This is a genomic window from Amycolatopsis sp. NPDC005003 (assembly GCF_053600695.1).
Map to the genome: position 1 here is coordinate 14813 of NZ_JBSGAI010000057.1, position 20687 is coordinate 35499.

Consider the following 20687-nt stretch of genomic DNA (forward strand, 5'->3'; position numbering starts at 1 on the left):
AGGTTACCGGTGGGTCGCAAGTACTCCTACGAGGTCAACCGCACGAGCACCGCGCCGCCGGAGGCGCTGTTCGCCCTCGAAGCGGACGGCCCTCGCTGGGCGGAGTGGGGAAAGCCACTGATCGTCCAGGCCCGCTGGGCGCGGCGGGGTACCGCGGAGCCGGACGGCGTCGGCGCCGTTCGCGAGGTCGGGATGTGGCCGGTGCTGATCCGCGAGGAGACCCTTGAATACGAGCCCGGCCGCAAGCACGTCTACGCCTTCGCCGCCGGCAAACCGCTCAAGGACTACCGCGCCGAAGTGTCCTTCACGCCGACGGCCGACGGCGGCACGCACCTGCGCTGGACGGGCTCGTTCACCGAGCCGGTGCGCGGCAGTGGGCCGGCGTTGGCCGCGACGCTGCGCGTCGTGATCCGGCTGTTCTCCGCCAAGCTGGTCAAGGCGGCCGAAACCGGGCGCTGACCTGGGTGCGCCGGACCACAGAAGATCATCCGGCGCAACTTTTCCCACCCTTCCGACGTCACTCTTTCGAGTGGTCTTCACGACCACTCGCGAGAGAGGGGACGCGGGATGAAGCGCGTGGTGGCGGGGCTGGCACTGGTGGCGTTAGCGCTCACAGCCTGTTCGACGCACGGACCGGACGAGCAAGCACCCGAGACGAGCCAGCCGAACCCGGCACCACAGGCCGCCCCCGACGTGAAGACGTCCGGGCCGTACCCGTTCGGCACGGTCCAGCAGAAGGCGCCCCCGATCGAGAACGGCCAGGTGCCGCTGATCCGCCGGATCACCACCGACAAGCCGTACGTCTTCCTCACCATGGACGACGGTGCCGTGCAGGACCCGGACGCGCTGAAGCTGATGCAGCAGAACGGCACCCACCCGGTGCTGTTCCTGAACGAGAAGTACGTGAAGGGCCACGAGGCCTACTTCAAGCAGATCCTCGACGCCACCGGCGCGACGCTCGGCGACCACACGGTGAACCACCCGAACCTCAAGGGCAAGCCGTACGAGTTCCAGCGCAAGGAGATCTGCGACGACGCCGACGACTTCCAGAAGAGCCTCGGGGTCCGCCCGTCGCTGTTCCGGCCGCCGTTCGGCAACTACGACCAGAACACGCTGAAAGCGGCGGCGGCCTGCGGCATGCGCGCATCGGTGCTGTGGACGGCCGCGGTCAACGACGGGGTCGTCCAGTTCCAGGCCGGCGACAAGCTCAAGCCCGGCGACATCGTGCTGATGCACTTCCGCAAGACGTTCAAAGAGGACTACCTGGCCTTCGTGGAGCGGGCCAAGAAGGACGGGCTGACGCCCGTCCCCCTGGCCGACTTCCTGGGCTAAAGCACGACCGTCGGCGTCACGACGGTCCGGCGGCACGTCACGTCGCCGAGGTGCACGAGGATCTGCGTCGTCCCGCGTGGCACGTTGTCGAGCACGAACCGGCCGCCTTCGTCGGCCGTCGTCGACGACGTGCCGTGCTCGGCGACGCGGACCTCGACGCCGTACTGGCCGGCCGGGACCAGCCAGCCGTCGATGCGGTGGAGCTTGCCCATCTTGGTCAGGTTGATCATCACCGTCAGGTCGCTGACGGTGAACGTGATCGTGCCGGTGCCGCCGCCGCGGACGCCGGCGAGGTTGTCCAGCCGTTCCCAGCGGGCCACCTCGACGTCGAGGTCCTCGAGGGCGAGCGCGAATTGGACCCGCTGCACCAGGTCACCCGGTGGCGGGTCCAGTTCGTCGAGGAAACGGCCGACATCGGCCAGCAGTACGTCGTCACCGAAGGAGGCTTGGCCCCCCGGCGCCCCGAGGTCGTTCATCGGCTTCCCCCTTCACTGGCGAGGAGATCGCGCATCTGGTCGAGGCAGCGACCCCTGGTCGGTCCGACACTGCCACGCGGCATGCGCAGCGCCTCGGCGACGAGCTGGTACTCCGCGCGACCCGCGAGCACGGTCAGCCGGAGCAGTTCCTGACAGCGGTGGGGCAGCCGGACGAAGGCGCGCCAGACCCGGCGGTCGCGGTCGGCGCGGACGGCTTCGTCCTCGGGTGCCGGTTGGGTGCTCGGCATGGCTTCGGCCACCTCGTCGCTCAGCGGCACCGGCTGCATGCGGCGGCCGAACGGGTGGGTGGCCTCGCGGCGGGTGGTGGTGATCAGCCAGGCGGCGAGGGCTTTGGGGTCGCGGAGCTTGCCGAGCTGGCTGAACAGGGCCAGCCAGACGGTCTGGACGACGTCTTCGGCGACCGCGCGGTCGAGCCCGTTGGCCCGGGCGACGTGCCAGACGAGCGGGGTCAGCTCTTCGACGAGGCGGGCCATCGCCCGGCGGTCACCGTCTCTGGCGGCCTGCATGCACGCAGCGTGCAGCTCGGCGCCGGTCAGGCCCTCCCAAGGCGGATCTACCTCTGTGGTTTGCACGTCGGTCACCGTATCTGCCCCTCTTCGGAAGAGTCTTCGAGTCGGCAATGGCAGTATCGCGGGTCCTTCGGGGGGAAGGAGCGTGCAGGTGGATCTCGGATACATCAAGGTCACTTACTTCGTCGGTCGTGCACTACCGGACAGTGTCTGCTTCCACGAGGGGTCACTGCGGGAGGTACCGGCCGACGCGAGCGGGTGGACCCGCGCCGGCCGATACTCCCCTCCCTCAAGGACCCGCTCCCCAACGGGCCCTGCCGGATGTCCCCTCCCCCGAAGAGCACCCGGCCGACGGTGTCCGGTAGCCCCCTCGGCTCCCGGCCACCGCGTTCACTCCGAACGCGACACCCCCTGTCGTGTTCCTCCGTGCTTGGCTGCTCCACAGGACGCAGTGGGGGCACCGCCAGATACACGAACCGGCGACTTTTTTTGAAGATTGACGCACCGCGGCTAACTGATCACGGCGCGTGCCAACGTCCCAGCCCAGCGCGCGTAGCCGTCGGGGCCCGGGTGGAACCGGTCGCTCGCGAAGGCGCCCGGGTCGAGCAGGGCGGGATCCATCGGGAGGTGCCGGACGCCGGGGAGGCGCGCGAGGGTCGCGGCCGCCCGGTCGAGGGCGGTCGACCGGGCGGAAAGGACGTCCCGCAGCGGGCGCGGCAGGGCCGGGAAGCGGGACATCGGCGGCACCCCGGCCAGGAGGACGTCGACCGGGCCCAGCCGCCCGCGCACGTCGAGCACCAGGCGCAGGAGGTCACGGCGGTAGCCCGCGGCCGTCCGGAGCTCGATCGTGTCGTTGACGCCGAGGGCGATCACGACCAGGTCGGCGGGGCACAGCAGCGGGACCAGCTCGGCGCGGGCGACCCGGGCGTTGGCGCCGGTCCGGCCGACGGCCTGCCAGCGCACCGCCCGGCCGTCGCGGGCCAGCTCGCGGGCGAGGCAGCCGGTGAGCGCTTCCTCGTGATCCGCCGCGCCGACCCCGTCCACGGTGGATTCGCCGAGCACGGCGAGCCGGAACGGTTCGCCGTCACCCGCGACGAGTCCCTCCGTCGGTCCCGCCGCCCCGGGGAGCCGCGGGGTCTTGCGCTTGACGTAGAGAGCTTGAGCGAGCAGCACCATGGGACCGACGTTAGCCGTGGGCGATCGAAACCTTCTGCCTGATCAGCGTGGGGTCCGCCACGGCGTCGAGCAGGTACGTGGCGACGTCGGCGCGCCGGATGGTGAACGTGCGGACGTTCCCGTCGAGCCGGCTCACGATCTTGCCCGTGCGCGGCCCGTCGAGCAGCATCGGCGGCCGGACGATCGTCCAGTCCAGGTCGGTGGCCTCGACCACGGCCTCCATCGCGAGCATGTCCGCCCAGCCGTGCTTCAGGAACGTGTTGAGCAGCGGCTTGACGAGTGAGCGCGTGAAGAAGCCGTCCCCCTCGGTGTGCATGCCGCTGGCGCTGACCACCAGCAGCCGTTTCGCGCCGGCCTCGATCGCCGCGCGGGCGCCGTCCGCGCAGACCGTGGTCGGCCCGCGGTCGCGGGAGCCGACCGCGGAAATCACCGCGTCGCGGCCTTCGACGGCGGCCGCCAGCTTGTCGTGGTCCCGCAGCCCGGCGACCACGACCCGGGCCGGCAGCCGCAGCTTGGCCGGGTCGCGGACGACGGCCGTGACGTCCCAGCCGCGGTCCAGTGCCTGCCTGACGACCTCGCCGCCGACGCCGCCGGTCGCCCCCAGCACGGTGATCTTCATGGGCCTCCTCCTCGGTTAGTGAACACTCACCAGTAGGGTGAGTGTTCACTAACCAGGCTGAGAACGCACTCAGGGGAGCCGCTATGGGAAGCCGCGAAGAGATCGTCGCCGCGGCCGCGAAGGTGATGCGCGAGCAGGGCTACGCCCACGCGACGACGAAGGTCATCGCGCAGACCGCGGGCTACTCGGAGGCGATGCTCTACAAGCACTTCCGCGACAAGACCGACCTGTTCCGCAGCGTCCTGGCCGAGGAGCTGCCCGCGCTGGGCGCCGCACTGGCCGAGCTGACCGCGGACCCCGGGCGGGCGCCGCTGCGGGACAACCTCGTCCACCTGGCCCGGCTCGGCCTGGCGTTCTACGTCGACAGCTTCCCGATCGCCGTCTCGATGTTCTCGTCGCGGGAACTGCTGCGCTCCCATCGGGAACGGTTGCGCGGGCACGGCCCGCACCTGCCCCTGCAGGGGGTCGCGGACTACCTGCGCGCCGAGCGGGCACTCGGCCGGATCACCGCGGACACCGACGTCGAGGCGGCCGCGGCCCTGCTCCTCGGCGCGTGCTTCCAGCAGGCGTTCCTGGCCGCATTCGAAGAGCGCGAGCCGGCCGACCTCGCCGAGCGGCTCGCGGACACGTTGCTCGCCGCGTTGTAGCGGCTGCCGCCGGATGGTGGCTGGAGTGGATCACGCCGCGCTGCCAGCCTTTCCGTGACGCCTTGACGTGGCGGGCGCCCGGACTCCGGAGGGGACCATGCGCATGCGTTTCGCGGCCATCCTCGTCAGCATCCTGACCCTGCTGGGCTTGTCGGTGGCGCCCGCCGGTGCCGACGTCTGGTGGCTGCAGTACTCCGACACGAGCACCCGGCTGTGCATCGACGCCGGGTACGACCACCAGTACGCGTACTGGTGGCTCCAGGAGGCCGGCTGCAAGACCCCGGTCGGCAGCGGCGCCGCCAACCAGCTGTACCAGATCGTGCCCTCGGGCACCGGCACCGCGTGGATCATGGCCGGGGTGCCGGGCACGGTGTGCGTCGAGACCGGTCCGGGCGCGACCGACGGTTCCGAGGTCGGGCTGGCCGAATGCCCGGGAACGCGAGCCATCTACTGGGACGTCGAGTGGCAGATCTCCGTCGTCTCCGAGAACCCGAACGGCTCGTCCAACGTCATGTTCCGGAGCGCGACCAACGGCAAGTGCATCACCGGCACCGGCGCCGGCGTCCGGCTGCACCTGCAAACGTGCGACAGCACGAATCCGCACCAGGCCTGGCGCCAGCACCTGAAGGAGTCCGGCTGCACCCGCTGCCTCGCGGCCCGGCGCGGCTAGGCGTTCTTCTCTTCGCGGAGCTTGTGCCAGCGCTCGTACATGTTGTTGAGCTCTTCGAGCATGAACGACAGGAAGTCGCGCATCTCGGCGAGGCGCTTGCCCGACGGCGTGTCCGCACCCAGGGCGTCGATGCCGTTCTCGGCCGCGTCGCGCCACATGATGATCATGCGGTCGCGCTTCATGAACGTGGCGTACCAGAGGTCGTCGTACAGGCGGTAGTGGTCGCGGCGCTCGCCGGGCTCACGCTCCTTGGCCACCAGGCCGATCTGTTCGAGGAAGCGCACCGCGCCGGAGACGGCGGCCGGGCTGACCGACAGCTGCTCGGCCAGCTCGGCGGCGGTGAGCCTGCCCTCGTCGGTGGTCATCAGCGCGGCGAACACCCGCGCGGGCATGCGCTGCATGCCGATCTGCGAAAGCACGAGCCCGAGGCTCTCGACGTACCGGCGGACGGCGTCTTCATCTCGCTTCGTGTCAGGCGTCGTCATCGGCCCATCCTCCCGTACCCGTCCCCCATGATCACTCGATCTAGACATTTTCTTAACTTCACAACTTCGTGAAGCAAGTGTAGCTTCCGAAGCATGGAAAATGCCATTTCGGTCACCGGCCTGCACAAGTCGTTCGGCCGGACCAAGGCCCTCGACGGCCTTGACCTGCAGGTACCCGCTGGGGAGGTGCACGGCTTCCTCGGCCCGAACGGTGCCGGGAAGTCGACCACCGTCCGGGTGCTGCTCGGCCTGCTCCACGCGGATTCGGGGGACGTCCGGCTGCTCGGCGGCGACCCCTGGAAGGACGCGGCGAGCCTGCACCGCCGCCTGGCCTACGTGCCCGGCGACGTCAACCTCTGGCCCAACCTCTCCGGCGGCGAGGTGATCGACCTGCTCGGGCGCCTGCGCGGCGGCCTGGACGAGAAGCGCCGCGCCGACCTCGTCGAACGGTTCGACCTCGACCCGAAGAAGAAGGGGAGGACGTACTCGAAGGGCAACCGGCAGAAGGTCGCCATCGTCGCCGCGCTCGCGTCGCGGGTCGACCTGCTGATCCTCGACGAACCGACGTCCGGCCTCGACCCGCTGATGGAAGCCACGTTCCAGTACGCCATCCAGGAGGAGCGCGAGCAGGGCCGCACCGTGCTGCTCTCCAGCCACATCCTCGCCGAGGTCGAGGCGCTGTGCGACAAGGTCAGCATCATCCGCAACGGCCGCACGGTCGAGTCCGGCACCCTCGCCGAGCTGCGCCACCTGACCCGGACGTCGATCACCGCCGAGCTCGCCGGGCCGCCGAACGGGCTCGCGAACCTGGCGAACGTCCACGACCTCAATGTCGAGGGCAACCGCGTCCGCTTCGACGTCGAGACACGCTCGCTCGACGAAGCCCTGCGCCAGCTGACCGAGGTCGGCGTCCGGAGCCTGGTCAGCCAGCCGCCGACGCTGGAGGAGCTGTTCCTGCGCCACTACACGACCGAAGCGAGCGCGAAATGACGGCGACGCTCGAACGCCCGGCCGTCGTGGCACCGGCCCACGAGCTGGCCGGCACGTGGCACCTCACCCGGCTCGCGCTGCGCCGCGACCGCGTCGTCCTGCCGATCTGGATCGTGCTGCTCAGCGTCGTCCCGGCGAGCTCGGTCAACACGTTCACGCAGTTCTACCCGACCGTGGCCGACCGGCTCGCCCTGCAGGCGGGTGCGAACGCCAACCCGTCGTACGCGCTGCTCTACGGGCCGCCGTTCGACCTGACCACGGCCGGCGGGTTCATCGCCTGGCGCATGTGCGGGTTCCTGGCGCTGCTCACCGGGCTGATGGTCGTCTTCACGGTCACCCGGCACACCCGCGCCGAGGAGGACACCGGGCGCGCGGAGCTGCTCGCCTCCGCGGTGGTCGGCCGGTACGCGGCGCTGACGGCGGCGCTGCTGGTGGCCGGCGGCGCGAGCGTGCTCACCGGGCTGATCCAGGCCGGCACGCTGATCGGCGCCGGCCTGCCCGCGGCCGGCTCGCTCGCCTTCGGCGCGGCGGAGGCGCTGTCGGGGCTGGTGTTCACCGCGGTTGCGGCGGTCGCCGTCCAGCTGGCCGAGTACTCCCGGACCGCCAACGGCATCGGCACCGCCGTGGTCGGCGCCGCGTTCCTGCTGCGCGGTGCCGGCGACTCCACTGTGGACGCCCGCTGGCTGTCCTGGCTCTCGCCGATCGGCTGGGTGCAGCAGGTCCGGGCGTTCGCCGGGGAACGCTGGTGGGTGCTCCTGCTGCCGGTGGGCCTCGCCGTGGTCGTCGGCGCGATGGCGTACTGGCTGCTGCCCCGCCGCGACGTCGGCGTCGGCATCCTGCCGCCGCGACCGGGGCCGGCCCGGGCCGCGGCGAGCCTGCGGTCACCGCTCGCGCTCGCCTGGCGGCTGCACCGCGGCCCGCTGCTCGGCTGGACGATCGGCACGGCGGTGGTCGGCGCGGTGTTCGGCTCGATCGCCAGCGGCATCGGCGACCTCGTCGGCTCGAGCCCGCAAGCGCAGCAGATCTTCGAGCGGCTGGGCGGCAGCCACGCGCTCACGCAGGCGTTCCTGGCCGCGATGGCCGGGATGTTCGCCATGGTGGCGTCGCTGTACGGCGTCCAGGCGGTGCTGCGGATGCGCGGCGAGGAGACCGCGATCCGGCTCGAGCCGGTGCTCGCCACCAGCGTCGGCCGGCTGCGCTGGGCGGGCGGCCACCTGGTGTTCGCGTTCTTCGGCACGGCGGCGCTGCTGCTGTCCGGCGGCGTGTTCATGGGCCTGGCCAACGGGCTGCGCACCGGCGACGTCGGCGGCTCACTCGCGGACACCCTCTCCGGGATGCTCGTCCAGCTGCCCGCGGCCTGGGTGGTGGTCGCGCTGGCGGTGGCCATCTTCGGGCTGCTGCCGGGCTATTCCGCGGCGGCCTGGGCGGCCGGCGCGCTGGCACTGCTGGTGAGCCTGTTCGGTCCGATCGTCAACCTGCCGCAGGTGGTGCTGGACGTCTCGCCGTTCCAGCACCCGCCGAAGATCCCCGGCCAGGCGTTCACCGCGACGCCGCTGGTCTGGCTCGTGGCGGTCGCGGTCGTCGCACTGGTGGCCGGCCTGGCCGGCTGGAAACGCCGGGACGTCGGTTAACGCACCCGCAGCTCGTGGTCCGGACCGGCCACGAGCTGCGCCTGCGGGCCATCCTTGCCGCAGCCGGGACCGTTCGCCTCGACGAAGGCCGGGGTCACGTCGACGGTGTGCGGTTTCCCGTCGTCGAACCGGACGGTGACCTTGACCGGTTCGGCGGGCAGGCCCGGGATGTCCGCGAAGCCGTGCAGGCCGCCGGTGGGGACCACGGACGTGCCGCACGAGCTGTCCGGGCCGGTGCCCGTGCAGGTCGTCGCGCCCGCCGACGTCTCGGGGTATAGGCCGAGGTCGCGCGTGACGCACTGGCCGCGCCAGCAGGCTTCGAGCGTGGCCTTCGAAACGCCGGCCGGCGCCGGGACGGACAGGCTGATGCCGATCGGGACGCCGATCGCCGTGCAGGCGCGCTCCGGCCCGGCACCCGCCCCGGCGCACCCGGTCGTCACAGCGGCGAGCACCGCGAACCCCAGTACGTAACGCATGCCGACCAGACGGCGACGGCGGCCCGCCGGGTTGCATCCTCAGTCGCGCCAGATCGAGGTGAGCGGCAGCGGGGGCGAAGTCGAGGTCGGCGTGACGGAGGTCGCCGAGGTCGGCGGCTGCACGGTGACCTCGACGACGCTGGTGGTGGTCGTCGGCGACGGCGTCTCGACCGAGGTGACGGTGGCCGGCGGCGCGGACTCGGTCACCGTGACGGGCACGGCGGAAACGGTCCTGGTCGGCGGCACGGGCGCTTCGACGCTGCGGGGAGCGGGCCGCCCGGCGACGAGCATCGCGGCGACGAGCAGCCCGGTGGCGAAACCCGCGAGGCCGGTGACCGCGGCGGAGCCCCAGGTAGGTCGGCCGCTCATCGGGCACCCCCTCGCCACGCGCAGCGCAGGTACGAGGACTAACTCGCGTTGATCTTACGTCTTGTTACCCCAAGTGCGCCTTGAGCGGAATGAACTCAAGTTTCTTGCTTCTATCGCACGCATGTGCCAGCTTGGCCCGATGGGGGTACTGGGGAACCGCGACTTCCGCCGCCTTTGGCTCGCCGACCTCGTGAGCCAGCTCGGCAGCCGGGTCGACGTCCTGGCCGTGCCGTTGCTCGCGGTCACCGCGCTCGGCGCGCCGGTCTTCGAGGTCTCGCTGCTGCGGACCGCGCAGGCGCTGCCGTACCTGGTGCTCGGCCTGCAGGTCGGCGTCTGGTGCGACCGGATCCGCCACCGCCCGGTCCTGATCGCCGCGGACGCCGGGCGGGCCGTGCTGATCGCCTCGGTCCCGGTCGCCGCGCTGTTCGGCGTGCTCGGCATGGCCCAGCTGCTCGCCGTGGTCCTCGCTGTGGGCGTGCTCAGCGTCTTCTTCGACGTCGCCCACCAGACCTACGTCCCGCGGCTGGTGGCGCCTGGGCAGCTGCCGGAGGCCAACGCCCGGCTCCAGACGAACCGGTCGATGGCGGCGGTCGCGGGCCCCGGCCTCGCCGGGGTGATCGTCCAGGCGCTCGGCGTCGCGGCGGCGCTGGCCGTGGACGCCGTCAGCTACCTGTGGTCGGCGCTCTGGCTGCGCCGGATCGAAACGCCCGACACGCGGTCCGCACCACGTGAGCGGCGACTGCTGCGCGAGATCGGCGAAGGGCTGCGGCTGGTCCGCGGTGACCGCGTCCTGCTGGCGATCAGCGCGCACGGCGCCGTGTCGAGCTTCTTCCAGTCGGCCCACCTGGCGATCGTGATCGTCTTCCTCGCCCGCGACCTCGGGCTCTCGCCCTGGGTGATCGGGGTGCTCGGCACCGCGTCGCTGACAGGCGCCGTCACCGCCGGGCTCACCGCGCGGTGGCTCGGCGACCGGATCGGCCAGGCGCGCGCCCTGTGGGGTGCGGCGGTGCTGTTCGGCCTGGCGTACCAGCTCTACCCGTTCACCGGCCGCGGCTGGGCACTGACCTGCTACGTCCTCGCCGGCTTCTTCACCAGCTACAGCGTGATCGTGCTCAGCGTGTTCGGCGTGAGCTTCCAGCAGGCCGTCACGCCGCCGGAGCTGCTGGGGCGGGTCAACGCGATCTCGCAGACGCTGGTTTACGGCGTCGTGCCCCTCGGCAGCCTGCTCGGCGGTGCGCTGGCCGGCACGCTCGGCATGCGGGCGACCCTGCACATCGCCGCGGCCGGCGTCCTGGCCTCGGCGGCGATCATGGTGTGGTCGCCGCTGCGGAGGCTGCGCGACCTGACGCCCGCAGGCCGTCGATGACCACCCGGACCAGGTGTGCGCTCCCCGGCGCGTACCGCTCGACGGCGAGGCAGCCGACGATGAGCGCCCGCAGGTCGTCGCCGTCGATGTCCGCGCGGACGGCGCCGGCCGCCTGCGCGCGGGCGAGCAGCGCGGCCAGCGCGGCGCGGAACTCTTCACCGGCGCCGGCCTTGAAGGCGTGACCGCTCGATTCGGCGAGAGCGTCACAGATCGCCCGGTTGAGCGATGCCTGCTTGATGACGCGGACGAAGTAGTCGACGAACACCCCGCCGGGATCGTCGGCCTCGGCGAGCGCGCGGGCCTCCTCGGCGAACTGCTGGATGCGTTCGAGGACGACGGCCTGGAACAGGGCTTCCTTGCTGGGGAAGTGCCGGTAGACGGTCCCGGCCCCGACACCGGCGAGCCGCGCGATGTCATCGAGCGGCACGGCGAGGCCGTCGAGGGCAAAGGCCTCTTCGGCGGCGGCCAGCACCTTGGCCCGGTTGCGCCGGGCGTCGGCGCGCATCTTCTCCATCACGTCTCCTCGTCGACCACCGGAACGGCTGCTCCGCAGGGACGTAAGCGGGCCAACCGTTCCGATTCAACGCCCAGTCTGGCAGGAGAATTCCGCTGCCGCTCACCGTCCGAACCGGACAGATCACCGGCTACCGCGGCCGCACCGGGGCCGGACGGCTCAAGGCGTGGTCGCCTGCTGGCTCGACGGCGGGATGAACAGCCGCTCGAACGTGCTCACCGTGTGCTCCCACACCCCCGGCACCAGCAGCACGCCGAGCAGCGCGAACACCGGGAAGATCAGCCGCTTCTCGACCTTCTTGCCGGTCCGGAAGCGCAGTACCTTCGGTGGCCGGATCTCGTACCACGTCTCGCCGGCGATCGGGATCGGGAACAGGAACGGGCAGCCGGCCTCGGTCAGCGCGTCGCCCAGGCAGTGGGTCAGGCAGCCGGCCGCCACCGCGATCCCGAGCCAGCCCGAAATGGCCGCCAGTTCACCCGCCCGATCGGGTGGTGCCGTGAAGAACCACCACGCCACCGCGGCTCCGCTGACCGGGAGGAGCCAGTCGCCCAGTGCGCCTTCGGCCAGCATCAGCCCGAAGACGACCACGCCGACCACGGCCCACGGGCCGCCCTCCGTGGTGCCCCACGACGTCAGCAGGCCCAGGCCGCCCGCGAACAGGACGGTGTGGGACAGGTGACGGTGCTTGCCGGAGACCTTCTCGTCCCGTGGCCCCTTGGTCAGCGCGTAGAACCCCGCCGAAACCCGGCGCAGCAGCCACGACAACGCGCCCGTCAGCCAGCCGAGGAGGCGGGACGCGCTCGCGCCGGGGTGGTCGAGGTCGGGCAGCAGGGCGAACCCCGCCGTGGTCGCCGCGAAGACGACCGCCTGGTGCACCGAACCGGCCCCGACCGCGGGCGCCAGGGCCAAGCCCGCGCACCAGCCGGTCAGGGCGTGCGTCCGCCCCATCATCGTGCCGTCCCCCAGGTCCGCGAACGAAAATCGGTCCGCGGAACCGTAGCGGGCGGTCAGGCTTGAGGGTCCTCCGACACGCTCAGGTGTTCGGCCACGCCGGTGAGCTCGATCACGCGGCTCACCGCGGGGCTCGGGACGACCGCGAGTTCGACTTCCTGCTCGCCGGCCTGGCGTTGTGCGCGGAGCACCACGTTCAGCGCGGAGGAATCGAAGAAGGTCACCCCGGTCAGATCGGCCACGACCCGCTGCGCGCGCTTGTCCGCGATCAGCCCCGCCAGGGCTTCTTGCAGCTGCGGGCTGGTCAGCAGGTCGAGCTCGCCGGTGACCACCACCCGGGGCTCCGTCGCGTCGGTGTCCAGCGTGATGCCGAACCCGGGCGGGGTGGCGTTCTGGTCGGCTGCGGGCATGCAGTTTCTCCTCGTCAGGCGCTGCTCCTGCGCCGGGTACGCGCCTGTTGTCTCAAGCGGCAACCGTGTCACCGTGCCTTCCCAAAGCTCGCGCCGGGCACGGTCAAGGCAACTCCGGGGCCAACCCTAACCCAGGAAGCGACCGCGCCCGCCACGGCCGCCGCCCTTTCGCGTGTACTGCTCACCAGCGATCAAATCCTGCCTGCTCAGGGCTCTGCTCAGTGCGCACTCATCGCCTTCCGCGCCGCCCTGCGCTGGCGCAGGAAGAGCTGCCGCCGCTCGATCTCGCCGAGACCGCCCCAGATGCCGTACGGCTCCTGTACGGTCATCGCGTGCTCGCGGCACTGGGCCAGGACGGGGCAGGCCTGGCAGATCGCCTTCGCCCGCGCTTCCCGGCGCTCCCGCGCCGAACCCCGCTCGTTGTCCGTGTGGAAGAACAGGCTGCTGTCCGCACCCCGGCACGAGCCGCGCAGCTGCCATTCCCACTCTTCAGCAACCACGTTGGGCAGCCGGCTCACGTCAGCCATGTCGTCCCCGCCTTTCCCAGGATCAGCATGTCGACCGCTACATGCCCGCCGGTGGAGCGGATCAAACCCGGGTTTGGTTTGCTCACCCCACGGGCATCTCGCTGACCGGGCGTGGCAGAGACCGCCGATCCCCGGCAGCGCGAGTGCGGAGAAAGGAACAAACGTGGAGGACAACGCCCCGCTCGTCCCGGAAGGCGCGCAGGTCATCGAGGTGCGGACGGCCGCGATCCCGCACGTCGTGCCCACGCTGCGCACCATCGTGGCCGACATCGCGATGCGCCAGGACTTCGACCTCGACGCCGTCGAGGACCTCCGGATGGCGGTGGACGAAGCCTGCTCGCTGCTGCTCCCCGCCAGCTCGGACGGGCGGCTCACCTGTGTCTTCTCCTGGAACGGGCCGCGCATCGAGGTCTCCGTGTCGGTGCTGGCCGACAGCGCCGACCACGAGGACGACGCCGGCCTGTCGTGGCAGCTGCTGACCGCTCTCGCGACGACGGCCGAGCGCACGATCACCCCGGAGAACGGCCGCTACCTGTCCCGCGTGGACCTGGTACGGGAAAGCCAGGCGGCGGACTCGTGAGCGATCCCGCCGGGAGCAGCGGGGACGACCTCGACGTCGGCGCGCTGTTCAACCGACTCGCCGACCTGCCGTCGGACTCGCCGGAGCGCGAACGCGTCCGCGACACCCTGGTGCGCGCGCACCTGGAGCTGGCGCGGAACCTGGCGCGGAAGTTCCGCAACCGCGACGAGGCGATGGAGGACCTGGTCCAGATCGCCACGGTCGGGCTGATCCACGCCGTCGACCGGTTCGACCCCACGCAGGGGACCGACTTCCTGGCCTTCGCCGTGCCCACCATCTCCGGTGAGCTGCGGCACCACTTCCGGGACAACAGCTGGTCGGTGCGGGTGCCGCGGCGGCTCAAGGAGCTGAACGCGAACATCTCCGCCGCGCGCGAGGAGCTCACCGTGCAGCTCTCGCGCGCGCCGAAGCCGAGTGAGATCGCCGCGCGGCTCGGGGTGCCGGTCGAGGACGTCTACGAAGGACTCCGCGCCGGCCAGGGCCGCTACGGCGCCTCGCTGGACCACCTGCTGGAGAACGCCGCGCACACGCGCTTCGGGGCGCCGGACGCCGAGCTGGGGCAGGCCGAGCTGCGCGAGGCGTTGCGCCCGATGCTGGAGAGCCTGCCGGAGCGGGAGCGCAAGATCGTCGCGCTGCGGTTCGGCTCCGGGATGAGCCAGTCGGACATCGCCCGGCGTGTGGGGGTGTCCCAGATGCAGGTGTCGCGGCTGCTGGCCGCGACGCTCAAGAAACTGCGGTCGGGCCTGGACGAATCCGAGCTGGCCGACGGCACCTGATTAGCCGCACACCCGCTTGGGTACTTGCCGGGCGGGACCGAACTCACTGGGAGGGGGACCGGATGACGACGTCGAGAATGCCGCAGCGTGCCGCCGCGGCCGCCGCCCAGCTGAGGGTGCTCCTCCCGGCCGACGTCACGGCGCCGGCGCTGGCCCGGCACGAGGTCCGCACGTACCTGCTGCGCCACGGCGTGCGGGAGCGGCAGCTCGAAGACGTCCTGCTGGCGACGTCGGAGCTGGTCACGAACGCCTTCGAGCACGGCGAGCGGCCGCAGCGGCTCGAGCTGGAGTACCTCGGGGACCGGCTGACGCTGCGGGTGCACGACACCGGCCGGATGCTGCCCGAGCTGCGGGCGCCGTCCCCGGCCGAGGCGCGCAGCCGCGGGCTGGTCCTGGTCCAGGCGCTGTCGCTGGACTGGGGCTTCGAACGCTGCCCCGGCGGCAAGTACGTCTGGGCCGTCTTCCGGCTGCCGGACGCCTGAATCAGCGCTCCAGCAGCTCCCGCGCGGCGGCGGTCTCCGAGATCCGCTGCCGGAACGGCTTCCGCTCCAGCGCCTCGACGATCGCCGCCAGCACCCCGCGCAACGGGTAGGGCAGCTCGGCTTCCAGCGCCTCCGACGCCTCGGTCGTCGCCGTCCACTCCGCCTCGATCAGCGGCAGCAGGCCGCGCGTCTTCTCGGTGAGCGACACGATGCGCTGCCGGGCATCGGCCCCCGGCTCCAGGCTCACCAGGCCGGCCCGGTTCATCTGCGCGACGGTCTGGCTGGCCGCCGAGTGCGTCACGCCGATCTCCGCGGCCAGGTCGCGGATGGCCAGCGGGCCGCGGGCGAGCAGCGCCCGCACCACCGGGGAGTACCGCGGGCGGTAGTCGTCGAGGCCGATGTCGGCGAGGAACTGCGCGACGTCGGTCTCGAAGATTTCCAGGACGTGCCGCATCCGGGTCCCCAGCCCGTCCGGACCCGATGTCATGGCCATGACGGCCGATCATAGGCGCCGGCGGTGTGCTTGGATCGCGACATGGAGAACCGGAAGATCGCCCGTCTGGGCCGCGAAGTGTCCGTCGTCGGGCTCGGCTGCTGGCAGCTCGGGGCGGACTGGGGCGAGGTCGACGAGAACGACGCGCTGGGCGTGCTGCACGCGGCGGCCGACAACGGTGTCACCTTCTTCGACACCGCCGACGTGTACGGCGACGGCCGCAGCGAGCGGCTGGTCGGCCGGTTCCTCGCCGAGCGCGGGGACGTCTTCGTGGCGACCAAGATGGGCCGCCGGGTCGAGCAGGTGCCGGAGAACTACGTCGCCGCGAACTTCCGCGAGTGGAACGACCGGTCGCGCCGCAACCTCGGCGTGGACACGCTCGACCTGGTCCAGCTGCACTGCCCGCCGACGCCGGTGTACTCCTCCGACGCGGTGTACGACGCCCTCGACACGATGGTCGACGAAGGCCGCATCAAGGCGTACGGCGTGAGCGTCGAGACCTGCGAAGAGGCGCTGACGGCGCTGGCCCGGCCCCACGTGGCTTCCGTCCAGATCATCCTGAACTGCCTGCGGCTCAAGCCGCTGGAGCGCGTGCTGCCCGCGGCGGCGGAGGCGGGCGCCGGGATCATCGCGCGGGTGCCGCTGGCGTCCGGCCTGCTGTCCGGACGCTACACCGCGCAGACGACGTTCGCGGAGAACGACCACCGCAACTACAACCGCCACGGCGACGCCTTCGACGTCGGCGAGACGTTCTCCGGCGTGCCGTACGAGGTGGGGCTGGAGGCCGTCGAGCGGCTGCGCGGGCTCGTGCCGTCCGGGCAGACGCTCGCCCAGTTCGCGCTGCGCTGGATCATCGACCAGCCGGGTGTCAGCACGGTGATCCCGGGCGCCCGCAACGCCGGGCAGGCTTCGGCGAACACCGCGGCGGCGGCGCTTCCGCCGTTGTCCGCCGAGGCGCTGGCGGGTGTCCGCGAGACCTACGACGAGCTCATCCGGCCGCTGGTGCACGACCGCTGGTGAGCCCGGCATGATGGGCCGATGATGACGCCCGAAGAGCTGCTGACCACCACCCGGACCGTCCGCAAGCGCCTCGACCTCGAGCGGCCGGTGCCGCTCGACCTGGTCAAGCACTGCGTCCAGGTCGCGCTCCAGGCGCCGAGCGGGTCGAACACGCAGCGGTGGCAGTGGCTGGTCGTCACCGACGCGGCCCAGCGCGCGGCGCTCGGCGAGCTCTACCGCCGGGCGTGCCACGAGTACCTGGCCTCGCCGAACGCGGCGGGCAAGCTGTTCGCGGACGACCCGGCGCGGGCCGCGGTCCAGCAGCGCGTCGGCGACAGCGTCGCCTACCTGGCCGACCGGATGGGTGACGTCCCGGTGCTGGTCGTCCCCTGCCTGGAGACGGCGTCCTCGGAACTGCCGTCCGGGAACCAGGCGGGGCTGTGGGCGTCGCTGCTGCCGGCGGTGTGGAGCTACATGCTGGCGGCCCGCTCGGTGACGCTCGGGACGGCGTGGACGACCCTGCACCTGAAGTACGAGCAGGAGGCGGCGGAGGTGCTGGAGCTGCCGAAGAACGTGCACCAGGCGGCGCTGATCCCGACGGCGTTCTACACGGGCGACACGTTCGAACCGGCGGCGCGGCAGCCGCTCGACGAGGTCCTGCACCTCGACCGCTGGTAACCGCCGCGAGGGCCTCCTTGCCGAGGCAGATGGGGGACGTCGGCAAGGAGGCCGTCACGGCCTTTCGGCGGCCAGGACGCTTTACCGCACGGTGAGGGTCAGGCGCTGGATGCCCCAGGCGTCGGCCTGGGACCCGGGCAGCCAGACGTCGACGATGTCGTCTTTGATCCAGCTGCCGATGTCCGCCGCGTAGCACTCGCCGTAGCCGGGCACGGAGAAGCGGGTGCCCCACGGGATGGTCCGGGCGTCGACCGCGCAGAAGCCCGGGCCGGCCTGGTAGCCCAGGGCGGTCTGGGCGACGTCGTTGTAGGACGTGACGCGGTAGTCCAGCGTGGTGCCGGCCGGGATGCGGTAGGCGGCGAGCCGGCTCGCCCCGTCGAGGCGGTACGCGGTCGAGATCTGACCGAGCGAACCCGGGGAGTTGTCCTCCGCCGTCATGGCGTAGAGCTGGTAGTTCGCGTTCTCACACGGGCTCGCGTCGGTGACCGTGAGCGTCGGCTGGCCCCAGTCGCTGATCCACTGCAGAGCTTGACCGTTGCGGAAAGCCCGGTAGGCCTTCGCGCCGGCGACCCGGGCGAACGTGAAGGTGACCTTGCCGTCGCTGCCCAGTCCCCCGCTGACCGAGCCGGGCGCGGGCAGGCGGTTGCTCACGTCGACCGCGCCGACGAGCGTGCCGGGGCCGTGCCCGCCGGTGACCGGGCGGTCGGGGATCGGACCGGAGTAGAAGTGCCGGCAGGCGGGCAGGGTCGCGGCCGAGGCCGTCGGGGCGACGAAGAGGCTGCCGGCGAGCGCCGTCAGCGCGAGGACGTGCGCGAAACGCATGGAACCTCCGTGGTGGGGACCGGGTGGAGGTGACGCGAAGCGGGTTCACCGCTGGTCAAGACCGTAAGTGGCCTGGACCACACAGTCAATAGGTCTAGACCTTTAAGCGCCGATCGGCGCAATCAGAGATAGCTCACCAACCGGTCGGCCAGCGCGCCGGGGTGGCTGAGCGGCACGCAGTGCGGGCCGTCGAGCTCGTCCGGCTCGACGCCGAGGCGCTCGCGGGACACCCGCCGCTGGAAGTCCGGGACGAAGAACCGGTCGTCGCGGGCCAGCAGCACCCGGGTCGGGACGTCCGGGTGGGCCGGGAGCGGCCACGGCTCGTCCCACTCCTTGCTGACCTGCTCGCGGCCGTGCGCCTGGCACGCCTCGGCGAGCTCCGCCGGGACGCCGTTGAAGAACTGCTCGGTCTCGCTCAGGCCCTTCGGGGCCTCGAAACCCGTGTTGCCCCACCACTGCCCCGGCTGCTCCCCCGGCGCCGGGATCATCCCGGCCAGGTACACCAGCAGCCGCGCCCGGACCTTCGCCGCGACCAGCGGCGCGGTGAACCCGCCGTACGAATGGCCGACGACGGCGACGTCCGTGCGGTCGCCCAGCGCGGCCAGCACCGTCTCGGTGAACTCCGTCAGCCCGGCCGAGCGGTCGGTGATCGGCAGGTCCGGCGCCACCGCGTCGTGCCCGCGAGCCTCGAGCTCCGGGATGAGCAGGTGGAAGTCCCAGCCGCTGCCGCCGCCTCCGTGGATGAGCGCGAAAGTTGTCACGCGGCCAGCTCAGCAGCGGCGCAGCATGTCGGTCAAGGCGGTCTTCTCGGCCTGCGTGATGGTGAGCCCGTAGTAGTGCTTCACCACGATCCAGTCGGTGGCGTAGGTGCACCAGAAGGCGACCAGCGGCGGCTTCCACTGGTCGGGCGCCTTGTCGCTCTTCTGCTGGTTGACGTTGTCGGTGACGGCGAACAGCTGCGGCCGGGTCAGGTCGTTGGCGAACTGCTCGCGCTTCTCGGTCGTCCACGACTTCGCGCCGCTCGCCCACGCCTGCCCGAGCGGGACCATGTGGTCGATGTCGAGGTCGGTCGGCTTGGTCCAGGTCTCGTCGTCGTAGACGCTGGTCCAAGTGCCGGACAGCGCCTTGCAGTCCTTGTCGGTCTTGACGTCCTTGCCGTCGCGCTTGAGGACGACTTCGCGGGTGTCGCAACCGGACCCCTGGCTGTCCCAGTGCGGGAACTTCTCGCGCGAATAGCCGTCCATGGACGTCCGCGCGGCGATGGTCAGCTCGTCGAGCTGCTTCTGCGCGTCGCCCGCGCTGACCGGGGCCGGCGCGCCGGACGTCGGCGGGGCGGCGCCCGCGCCCCTCGTCGCCCAGTACCCGAAGAGCGCGACGGCCAGTACGGCGATTACCAGCAGGGTTCGCTGCGTCACGCTCAGCCGAAAGCCTCGGGCCGCCACGATTTTCTCCTCTCACCTGCACGGTCGCGCGGCGTAGTCTCACCTCTGCCGACGCGGGACAACCGCGCCGACACGACGACCTGGCGCGAATGTGACGTCGCCCACCCACGGCGGAGCTGTCACATGGAGCCGATCATCTGCGACTACCGGAGCAGGACCCATCCGGAGGGAGCAGCCGATGCCCGGCCGGCTCAAGAAGTTCGACGAGTTCTTCCAGCGCAAAGCCGCCGAGGGCGGCAACGTCGTCGCCATGGCCCGGATGGGCCAGGCGATGCGCGAGCGTGGAGAGCTCGCCGAGGCCGAGTCGTGGTACCGCAAGGCCGCGATGGGCGGCGACCGCGTCTCGATGACGGCGCTGGCCCACCTCCTCGCCGAACGCGGCGCGCAGGACGAGGCCGATCGCTGGTACCACGAGGCCGCGCTGGCCGGCGAGCCGCACGGGATGCAGTACCTCGCCAAGTCCTGCGAGCGCCGCGGCAAGCGCGCGGACGCCCGGCACTGGTACGGCGAGGCGGCCCGCACCGGCGACCTGCCGTCGATGGCCGCGCTGGGCCGTCTGCTGCGCGAAGAGGGGAAGGGCGACGAGGCGGAGACGTGGCTGCGGCAGGCCGCCGAGGCGGGCTTCACCGGCGCGATGATCGACCTCGGCATCGTGCTGCGCGACCGCGGCCAGGCCGCCGAGGCGGCCCGCTGGTGGCGGTCCGCCGTGCAGGCCGGCGACCTCGCGGCCACCTGCCAGCTCGGCAGGCAAGCCGAACGGCTCGGCCGGCCGGGCGACGCCGAATCGTGGTACCGCCAGGGTGCGACCGGCGGCCACGTCGAGGCGGTCACCCGGCTCGGGCTGCTGCTGCACCGCCGCGGCGACCACGAAGAGGCGGAAACCTGGTACCTGGAGGCGGCCGAGCACGGCGACCCGGCGGCGATGACCAACCTGGGCGTGCTGGCCCGCAACCGCGGCGACGAGGGCGAAGCCGCCGCCTGGTACCGCAAGGCCGCCGAGCACGGCAGCATTCCGGCGCTCACCAACCTCGGCCACCTCGCCGAGCACCGCGAGGACCTGGCGGCGGCCGAGCAGTGGTTCCGCCGGGCCGCCGAGACCGGCGACGTCCAGGGCATGCTCAGCCTGGCGCGCATGCTGCGGGCGCGGGGTGCTTCGCACGAGGCCGAGCTGTGGCTCGCGCGCGCGGAAACCGTGCAGGACGAGCGGGAGCATCAACACTGACCGTTTTGCGGGGGTCCGGGTGGC

General features: G+C 71.8%; 28 protein-coding genes. 13 read left to right on the plus strand and 15 right to left on the minus strand.

Going from position 1 to position 20687, the window contains the following annotated elements:
- Positions 1-9 precede the first annotated feature (9 nt).
- Both ACWED2_RS41920 and ACWED2_RS41925 read left to right on the plus strand, forming a co-directional pair.
- Positions 10-459, plus strand: coding sequence for an SRPBCC family protein (locus ACWED2_RS41920; RefSeq protein ID WP_449696065.1), 450 nt, complete (start codon positions 10-12; stop codon positions 457-459).
- Positions 460-567: 108 nt separating this feature from the next.
- Positions 568-1332: a polysaccharide deacetylase family protein gene (locus tag ACWED2_RS41925; protein ID WP_449696066.1), complete on the plus strand. Its 765-nt coding sequence runs from the start codon at positions 568-570 to the stop codon at positions 1330-1332.
- Here the strand turns inward: ACWED2_RS41925 and ACWED2_RS41930 are convergent.
- From ACWED2_RS41930 to ACWED2_RS41945, 4 genes are all read right to left on the minus strand, one after another.
- Positions 1329-1808 carry a carboxypeptidase regulatory-like domain-containing protein gene (locus tag ACWED2_RS41930; RefSeq protein WP_449696067.1) on the minus strand — a complete coding sequence of 160 codons (480 nt, stop codon included), beginning with the start codon at positions 1806-1808 and terminating at the stop codon, positions 1329-1331. The genes ACWED2_RS41925 and ACWED2_RS41930 overlap by 4 nt on opposite strands.
- Positions 1805-2410, minus strand: a complete 606-nt coding sequence (locus tag ACWED2_RS41935; protein WP_176173576.1) for an RNA polymerase sigma factor — start codon at positions 2408-2410, stop codon at positions 1805-1807. Before ACWED2_RS41935 ends, ACWED2_RS41930 begins: the two co-directional genes overlap by 4 nt.
- A gap of 438 nt (positions 2411-2848) precedes the next feature.
- A complete protein-coding gene (locus tag ACWED2_RS41940; protein WP_449696068.1) occupies positions 2849-3514 on the minus strand; it encodes an SGNH/GDSL hydrolase family protein in 666 nt (221 codons plus the stop codon).
- A gap of 10 nt (positions 3515-3524) precedes the next feature.
- A complete protein-coding gene (locus tag ACWED2_RS41945; RefSeq protein ID WP_449696069.1) occupies positions 3525-4133 on the minus strand; it encodes an NAD(P)-dependent oxidoreductase in 609 nt (202 codons plus the stop codon).
- Positions 4134-4216: 83 nt separating this feature from the next.
- Between ACWED2_RS41945 and ACWED2_RS41950 the strand changes: the two genes are divergently transcribed.
- Both ACWED2_RS41950 and ACWED2_RS41955 read left to right on the plus strand, forming a co-directional pair.
- Positions 4217-4780: a TetR/AcrR family transcriptional regulator gene (locus ACWED2_RS41950; RefSeq protein ID WP_449696070.1), complete on the plus strand. Its 564-nt coding sequence runs from the start codon at positions 4217-4219 to the stop codon at positions 4778-4780.
- Positions 4781-4877: 97 nt separating this feature from the next.
- Entirely contained in the window at positions 4878-5450 is a 573-nt protein-coding gene (locus tag ACWED2_RS41955; protein ID WP_449696071.1) for an RICIN domain-containing protein, read from the plus strand.
- Here the strand turns inward: ACWED2_RS41955 and ACWED2_RS41960 are convergent.
- The gene (locus tag ACWED2_RS41960; protein ID WP_449696072.1) at positions 5447-5935 is read right to left on the minus strand and encodes a GbsR/MarR family transcriptional regulator; all 489 of its coding nucleotides are present in this window, start codon (positions 5933-5935) and stop codon (positions 5447-5449) included. The two genes, ACWED2_RS41955 and ACWED2_RS41960, sit on opposite strands and share 4 nt — an antisense overlap.
- Positions 5936-6028: 93 nt before the next feature.
- Here ACWED2_RS41960 and ACWED2_RS41965 point away from each other — a divergent pair, with 93 nt between their 5' ends.
- Positions 6029-6925 (plus strand): ABC transporter ATP-binding protein, encoded by an 897-nt coding sequence (locus ACWED2_RS41965; protein WP_449696073.1) that lies wholly within the window; start codon positions 6029-6031, stop codon positions 6923-6925.
- Positions 6922-8556 (plus strand): ABC transporter permease, encoded by a 1635-nt coding sequence (locus tag ACWED2_RS41970; protein ID WP_449696074.1) that lies wholly within the window; start codon positions 6922-6924, stop codon positions 8554-8556. The genes ACWED2_RS41965 and ACWED2_RS41970 overlap by 4 nt, the downstream gene beginning before the upstream one ends.
- Here the strand turns inward: ACWED2_RS41970 and ACWED2_RS41975 are convergent.
- Both ACWED2_RS41975 and ACWED2_RS41980 read right to left on the minus strand, forming a co-directional pair.
- Positions 8553-9032, minus strand: a complete 480-nt coding sequence (locus tag ACWED2_RS41975; protein WP_449696075.1) for a hypothetical protein — start codon at positions 9030-9032, stop codon at positions 8553-8555. The two genes, ACWED2_RS41970 and ACWED2_RS41975, sit on opposite strands and share 4 nt — an antisense overlap.
- 39 nt (positions 9033-9071) lie before the next feature.
- A complete protein-coding gene (locus ACWED2_RS41980) occupies positions 9072-9401 on the minus strand; it encodes a hypothetical protein (RefSeq protein WP_449696076.1) in 330 nt (109 codons plus the stop codon).
- A gap of 139 nt (positions 9402-9540) precedes the next feature.
- Here ACWED2_RS41980 and ACWED2_RS41985 point away from each other — a divergent pair, with 139 nt between their 5' ends.
- A complete protein-coding gene (locus tag ACWED2_RS41985; protein ID WP_449696077.1) occupies positions 9541-10767 on the plus strand; it encodes an MFS transporter in 1227 nt (408 codons plus the stop codon).
- Here ACWED2_RS41985 and ACWED2_RS41990 read toward each other — a convergent pair.
- The 4 genes from ACWED2_RS41990 to ACWED2_RS42005 form a co-directional block, all read right to left on the minus strand.
- Positions 10709-11281 carry a TetR/AcrR family transcriptional regulator gene (locus tag ACWED2_RS41990; protein ID WP_449696078.1) on the minus strand — a complete coding sequence of 191 codons (573 nt, stop codon included), beginning with the start codon at positions 11279-11281 and terminating at the stop codon, positions 10709-10711. The two genes, ACWED2_RS41985 and ACWED2_RS41990, sit on opposite strands and share 59 nt — an antisense overlap.
- Positions 11282-11440: 159 nt before the next feature.
- The gene (locus tag ACWED2_RS41995) at positions 11441-12229 is read right to left on the minus strand and encodes a metal-dependent hydrolase (RefSeq protein WP_449696108.1); all 789 of its coding nucleotides are present in this window, start codon (positions 12227-12229) and stop codon (positions 11441-11443) included.
- Positions 12230-12288: 59 nt separating this feature from the next.
- Positions 12289-12642 carry an STAS domain-containing protein gene (locus ACWED2_RS42000; RefSeq protein ID WP_364718047.1) on the minus strand — a complete coding sequence of 118 codons (354 nt, stop codon included), beginning with the start codon at positions 12640-12642 and terminating at the stop codon, positions 12289-12291.
- A 218-nt stretch (positions 12643-12860) separates the two neighbouring features.
- Complete coding sequence (locus ACWED2_RS42005) at positions 12861-13169, minus strand: WhiB family transcriptional regulator (RefSeq protein ID WP_449696079.1); 309 nt, start codon at positions 13167-13169, stop codon at positions 12861-12863.
- Positions 13170-13332: 163 nt separating this feature from the next.
- Between ACWED2_RS42005 and ACWED2_RS42010 the strand changes: the two genes are divergently transcribed.
- The 3 genes from ACWED2_RS42010 to ACWED2_RS42020 all read left to right on the plus strand — a co-directional run bounded on the left by ACWED2_RS42010 (position 13333) and on the right by ACWED2_RS42020 (position 15007).
- Positions 13333-13749 carry an ATP-binding protein gene (locus tag ACWED2_RS42010; protein WP_013222240.1) on the plus strand — a complete coding sequence of 139 codons (417 nt, stop codon included), beginning with the start codon at positions 13333-13335 and terminating at the stop codon, positions 13747-13749.
- Positions 13746-14525 carry a SigB/SigF/SigG family RNA polymerase sigma factor gene (locus ACWED2_RS42015; RefSeq protein ID WP_449696080.1) on the plus strand — a complete coding sequence of 260 codons (780 nt, stop codon included), beginning with the start codon at positions 13746-13748 and terminating at the stop codon, positions 14523-14525. Before ACWED2_RS42010 ends, ACWED2_RS42015 begins: the two co-directional genes overlap by 4 nt.
- 62 nt (positions 14526-14587) lie before the next feature.
- Positions 14588-15007, plus strand: coding sequence for an ATP-binding protein (locus tag ACWED2_RS42020; protein WP_449696081.1), 420 nt, complete (start codon positions 14588-14590; stop codon positions 15005-15007).
- A 1-nt stretch (position 15008) separates the two neighbouring features.
- On the opposite strand, the gene ACWED2_RS42025 is transcribed toward ACWED2_RS42020, so the two are convergent.
- The gene (locus ACWED2_RS42025) at positions 15009-15500 is read right to left on the minus strand and encodes a MarR family winged helix-turn-helix transcriptional regulator (protein WP_449696082.1); all 492 of its coding nucleotides are present in this window, start codon (positions 15498-15500) and stop codon (positions 15009-15011) included.
- Between the two features lie 42 nt (positions 15501-15542).
- On the opposite strand from ACWED2_RS42025, the gene ACWED2_RS42030 reads away from it, so the two are divergent.
- Positions 15543-16520, plus strand: a complete 978-nt coding sequence (locus ACWED2_RS42030) for an aldo/keto reductase (protein WP_449696083.1) — start codon at positions 15543-15545, stop codon at positions 16518-16520.
- A gap of 18 nt (positions 16521-16538) precedes the next feature.
- Positions 16539-17177 carry a nitroreductase family protein gene (locus ACWED2_RS42035; RefSeq protein WP_449696084.1) on the plus strand — a complete coding sequence of 213 codons (639 nt, stop codon included), beginning with the start codon at positions 16539-16541 and terminating at the stop codon, positions 17175-17177.
- Positions 17178-17258: 81 nt separating this feature from the next.
- On the opposite strand, the gene ACWED2_RS42040 is transcribed toward ACWED2_RS42035, so the two are convergent.
- The 3 genes from ACWED2_RS42040 to ACWED2_RS42050 form a co-directional block, all read right to left on the minus strand.
- The gene (locus ACWED2_RS42040) at positions 17259-17999 is read right to left on the minus strand and encodes a 3D domain-containing protein (RefSeq protein ID WP_449696085.1); all 741 of its coding nucleotides are present in this window, start codon (positions 17997-17999) and stop codon (positions 17259-17261) included.
- A gap of 122 nt (positions 18000-18121) precedes the next feature.
- Complete coding sequence (locus ACWED2_RS42045) at positions 18122-18760, minus strand: alpha/beta fold hydrolase (RefSeq protein ID WP_449696086.1); 639 nt, start codon at positions 18758-18760, stop codon at positions 18122-18124.
- Between the two features lie 9 nt (positions 18761-18769).
- Positions 18770-19441, minus strand: a complete 672-nt coding sequence (locus ACWED2_RS42050) for an HNH endonuclease family protein (RefSeq protein WP_449696087.1) — start codon at positions 19439-19441, stop codon at positions 18770-18772.
- Positions 19442-19619: 178 nt separating this feature from the next.
- Here ACWED2_RS42050 and ACWED2_RS42055 point away from each other — a divergent pair, with 178 nt between their 5' ends.
- Positions 19620-20663 (plus strand): SEL1-like repeat protein, encoded by a 1044-nt coding sequence (locus tag ACWED2_RS42055; protein ID WP_449696088.1) that lies wholly within the window; start codon positions 19620-19622, stop codon positions 20661-20663.
- The last annotated feature ends 24 nt before the right edge of the window (positions 20664-20687 follow it).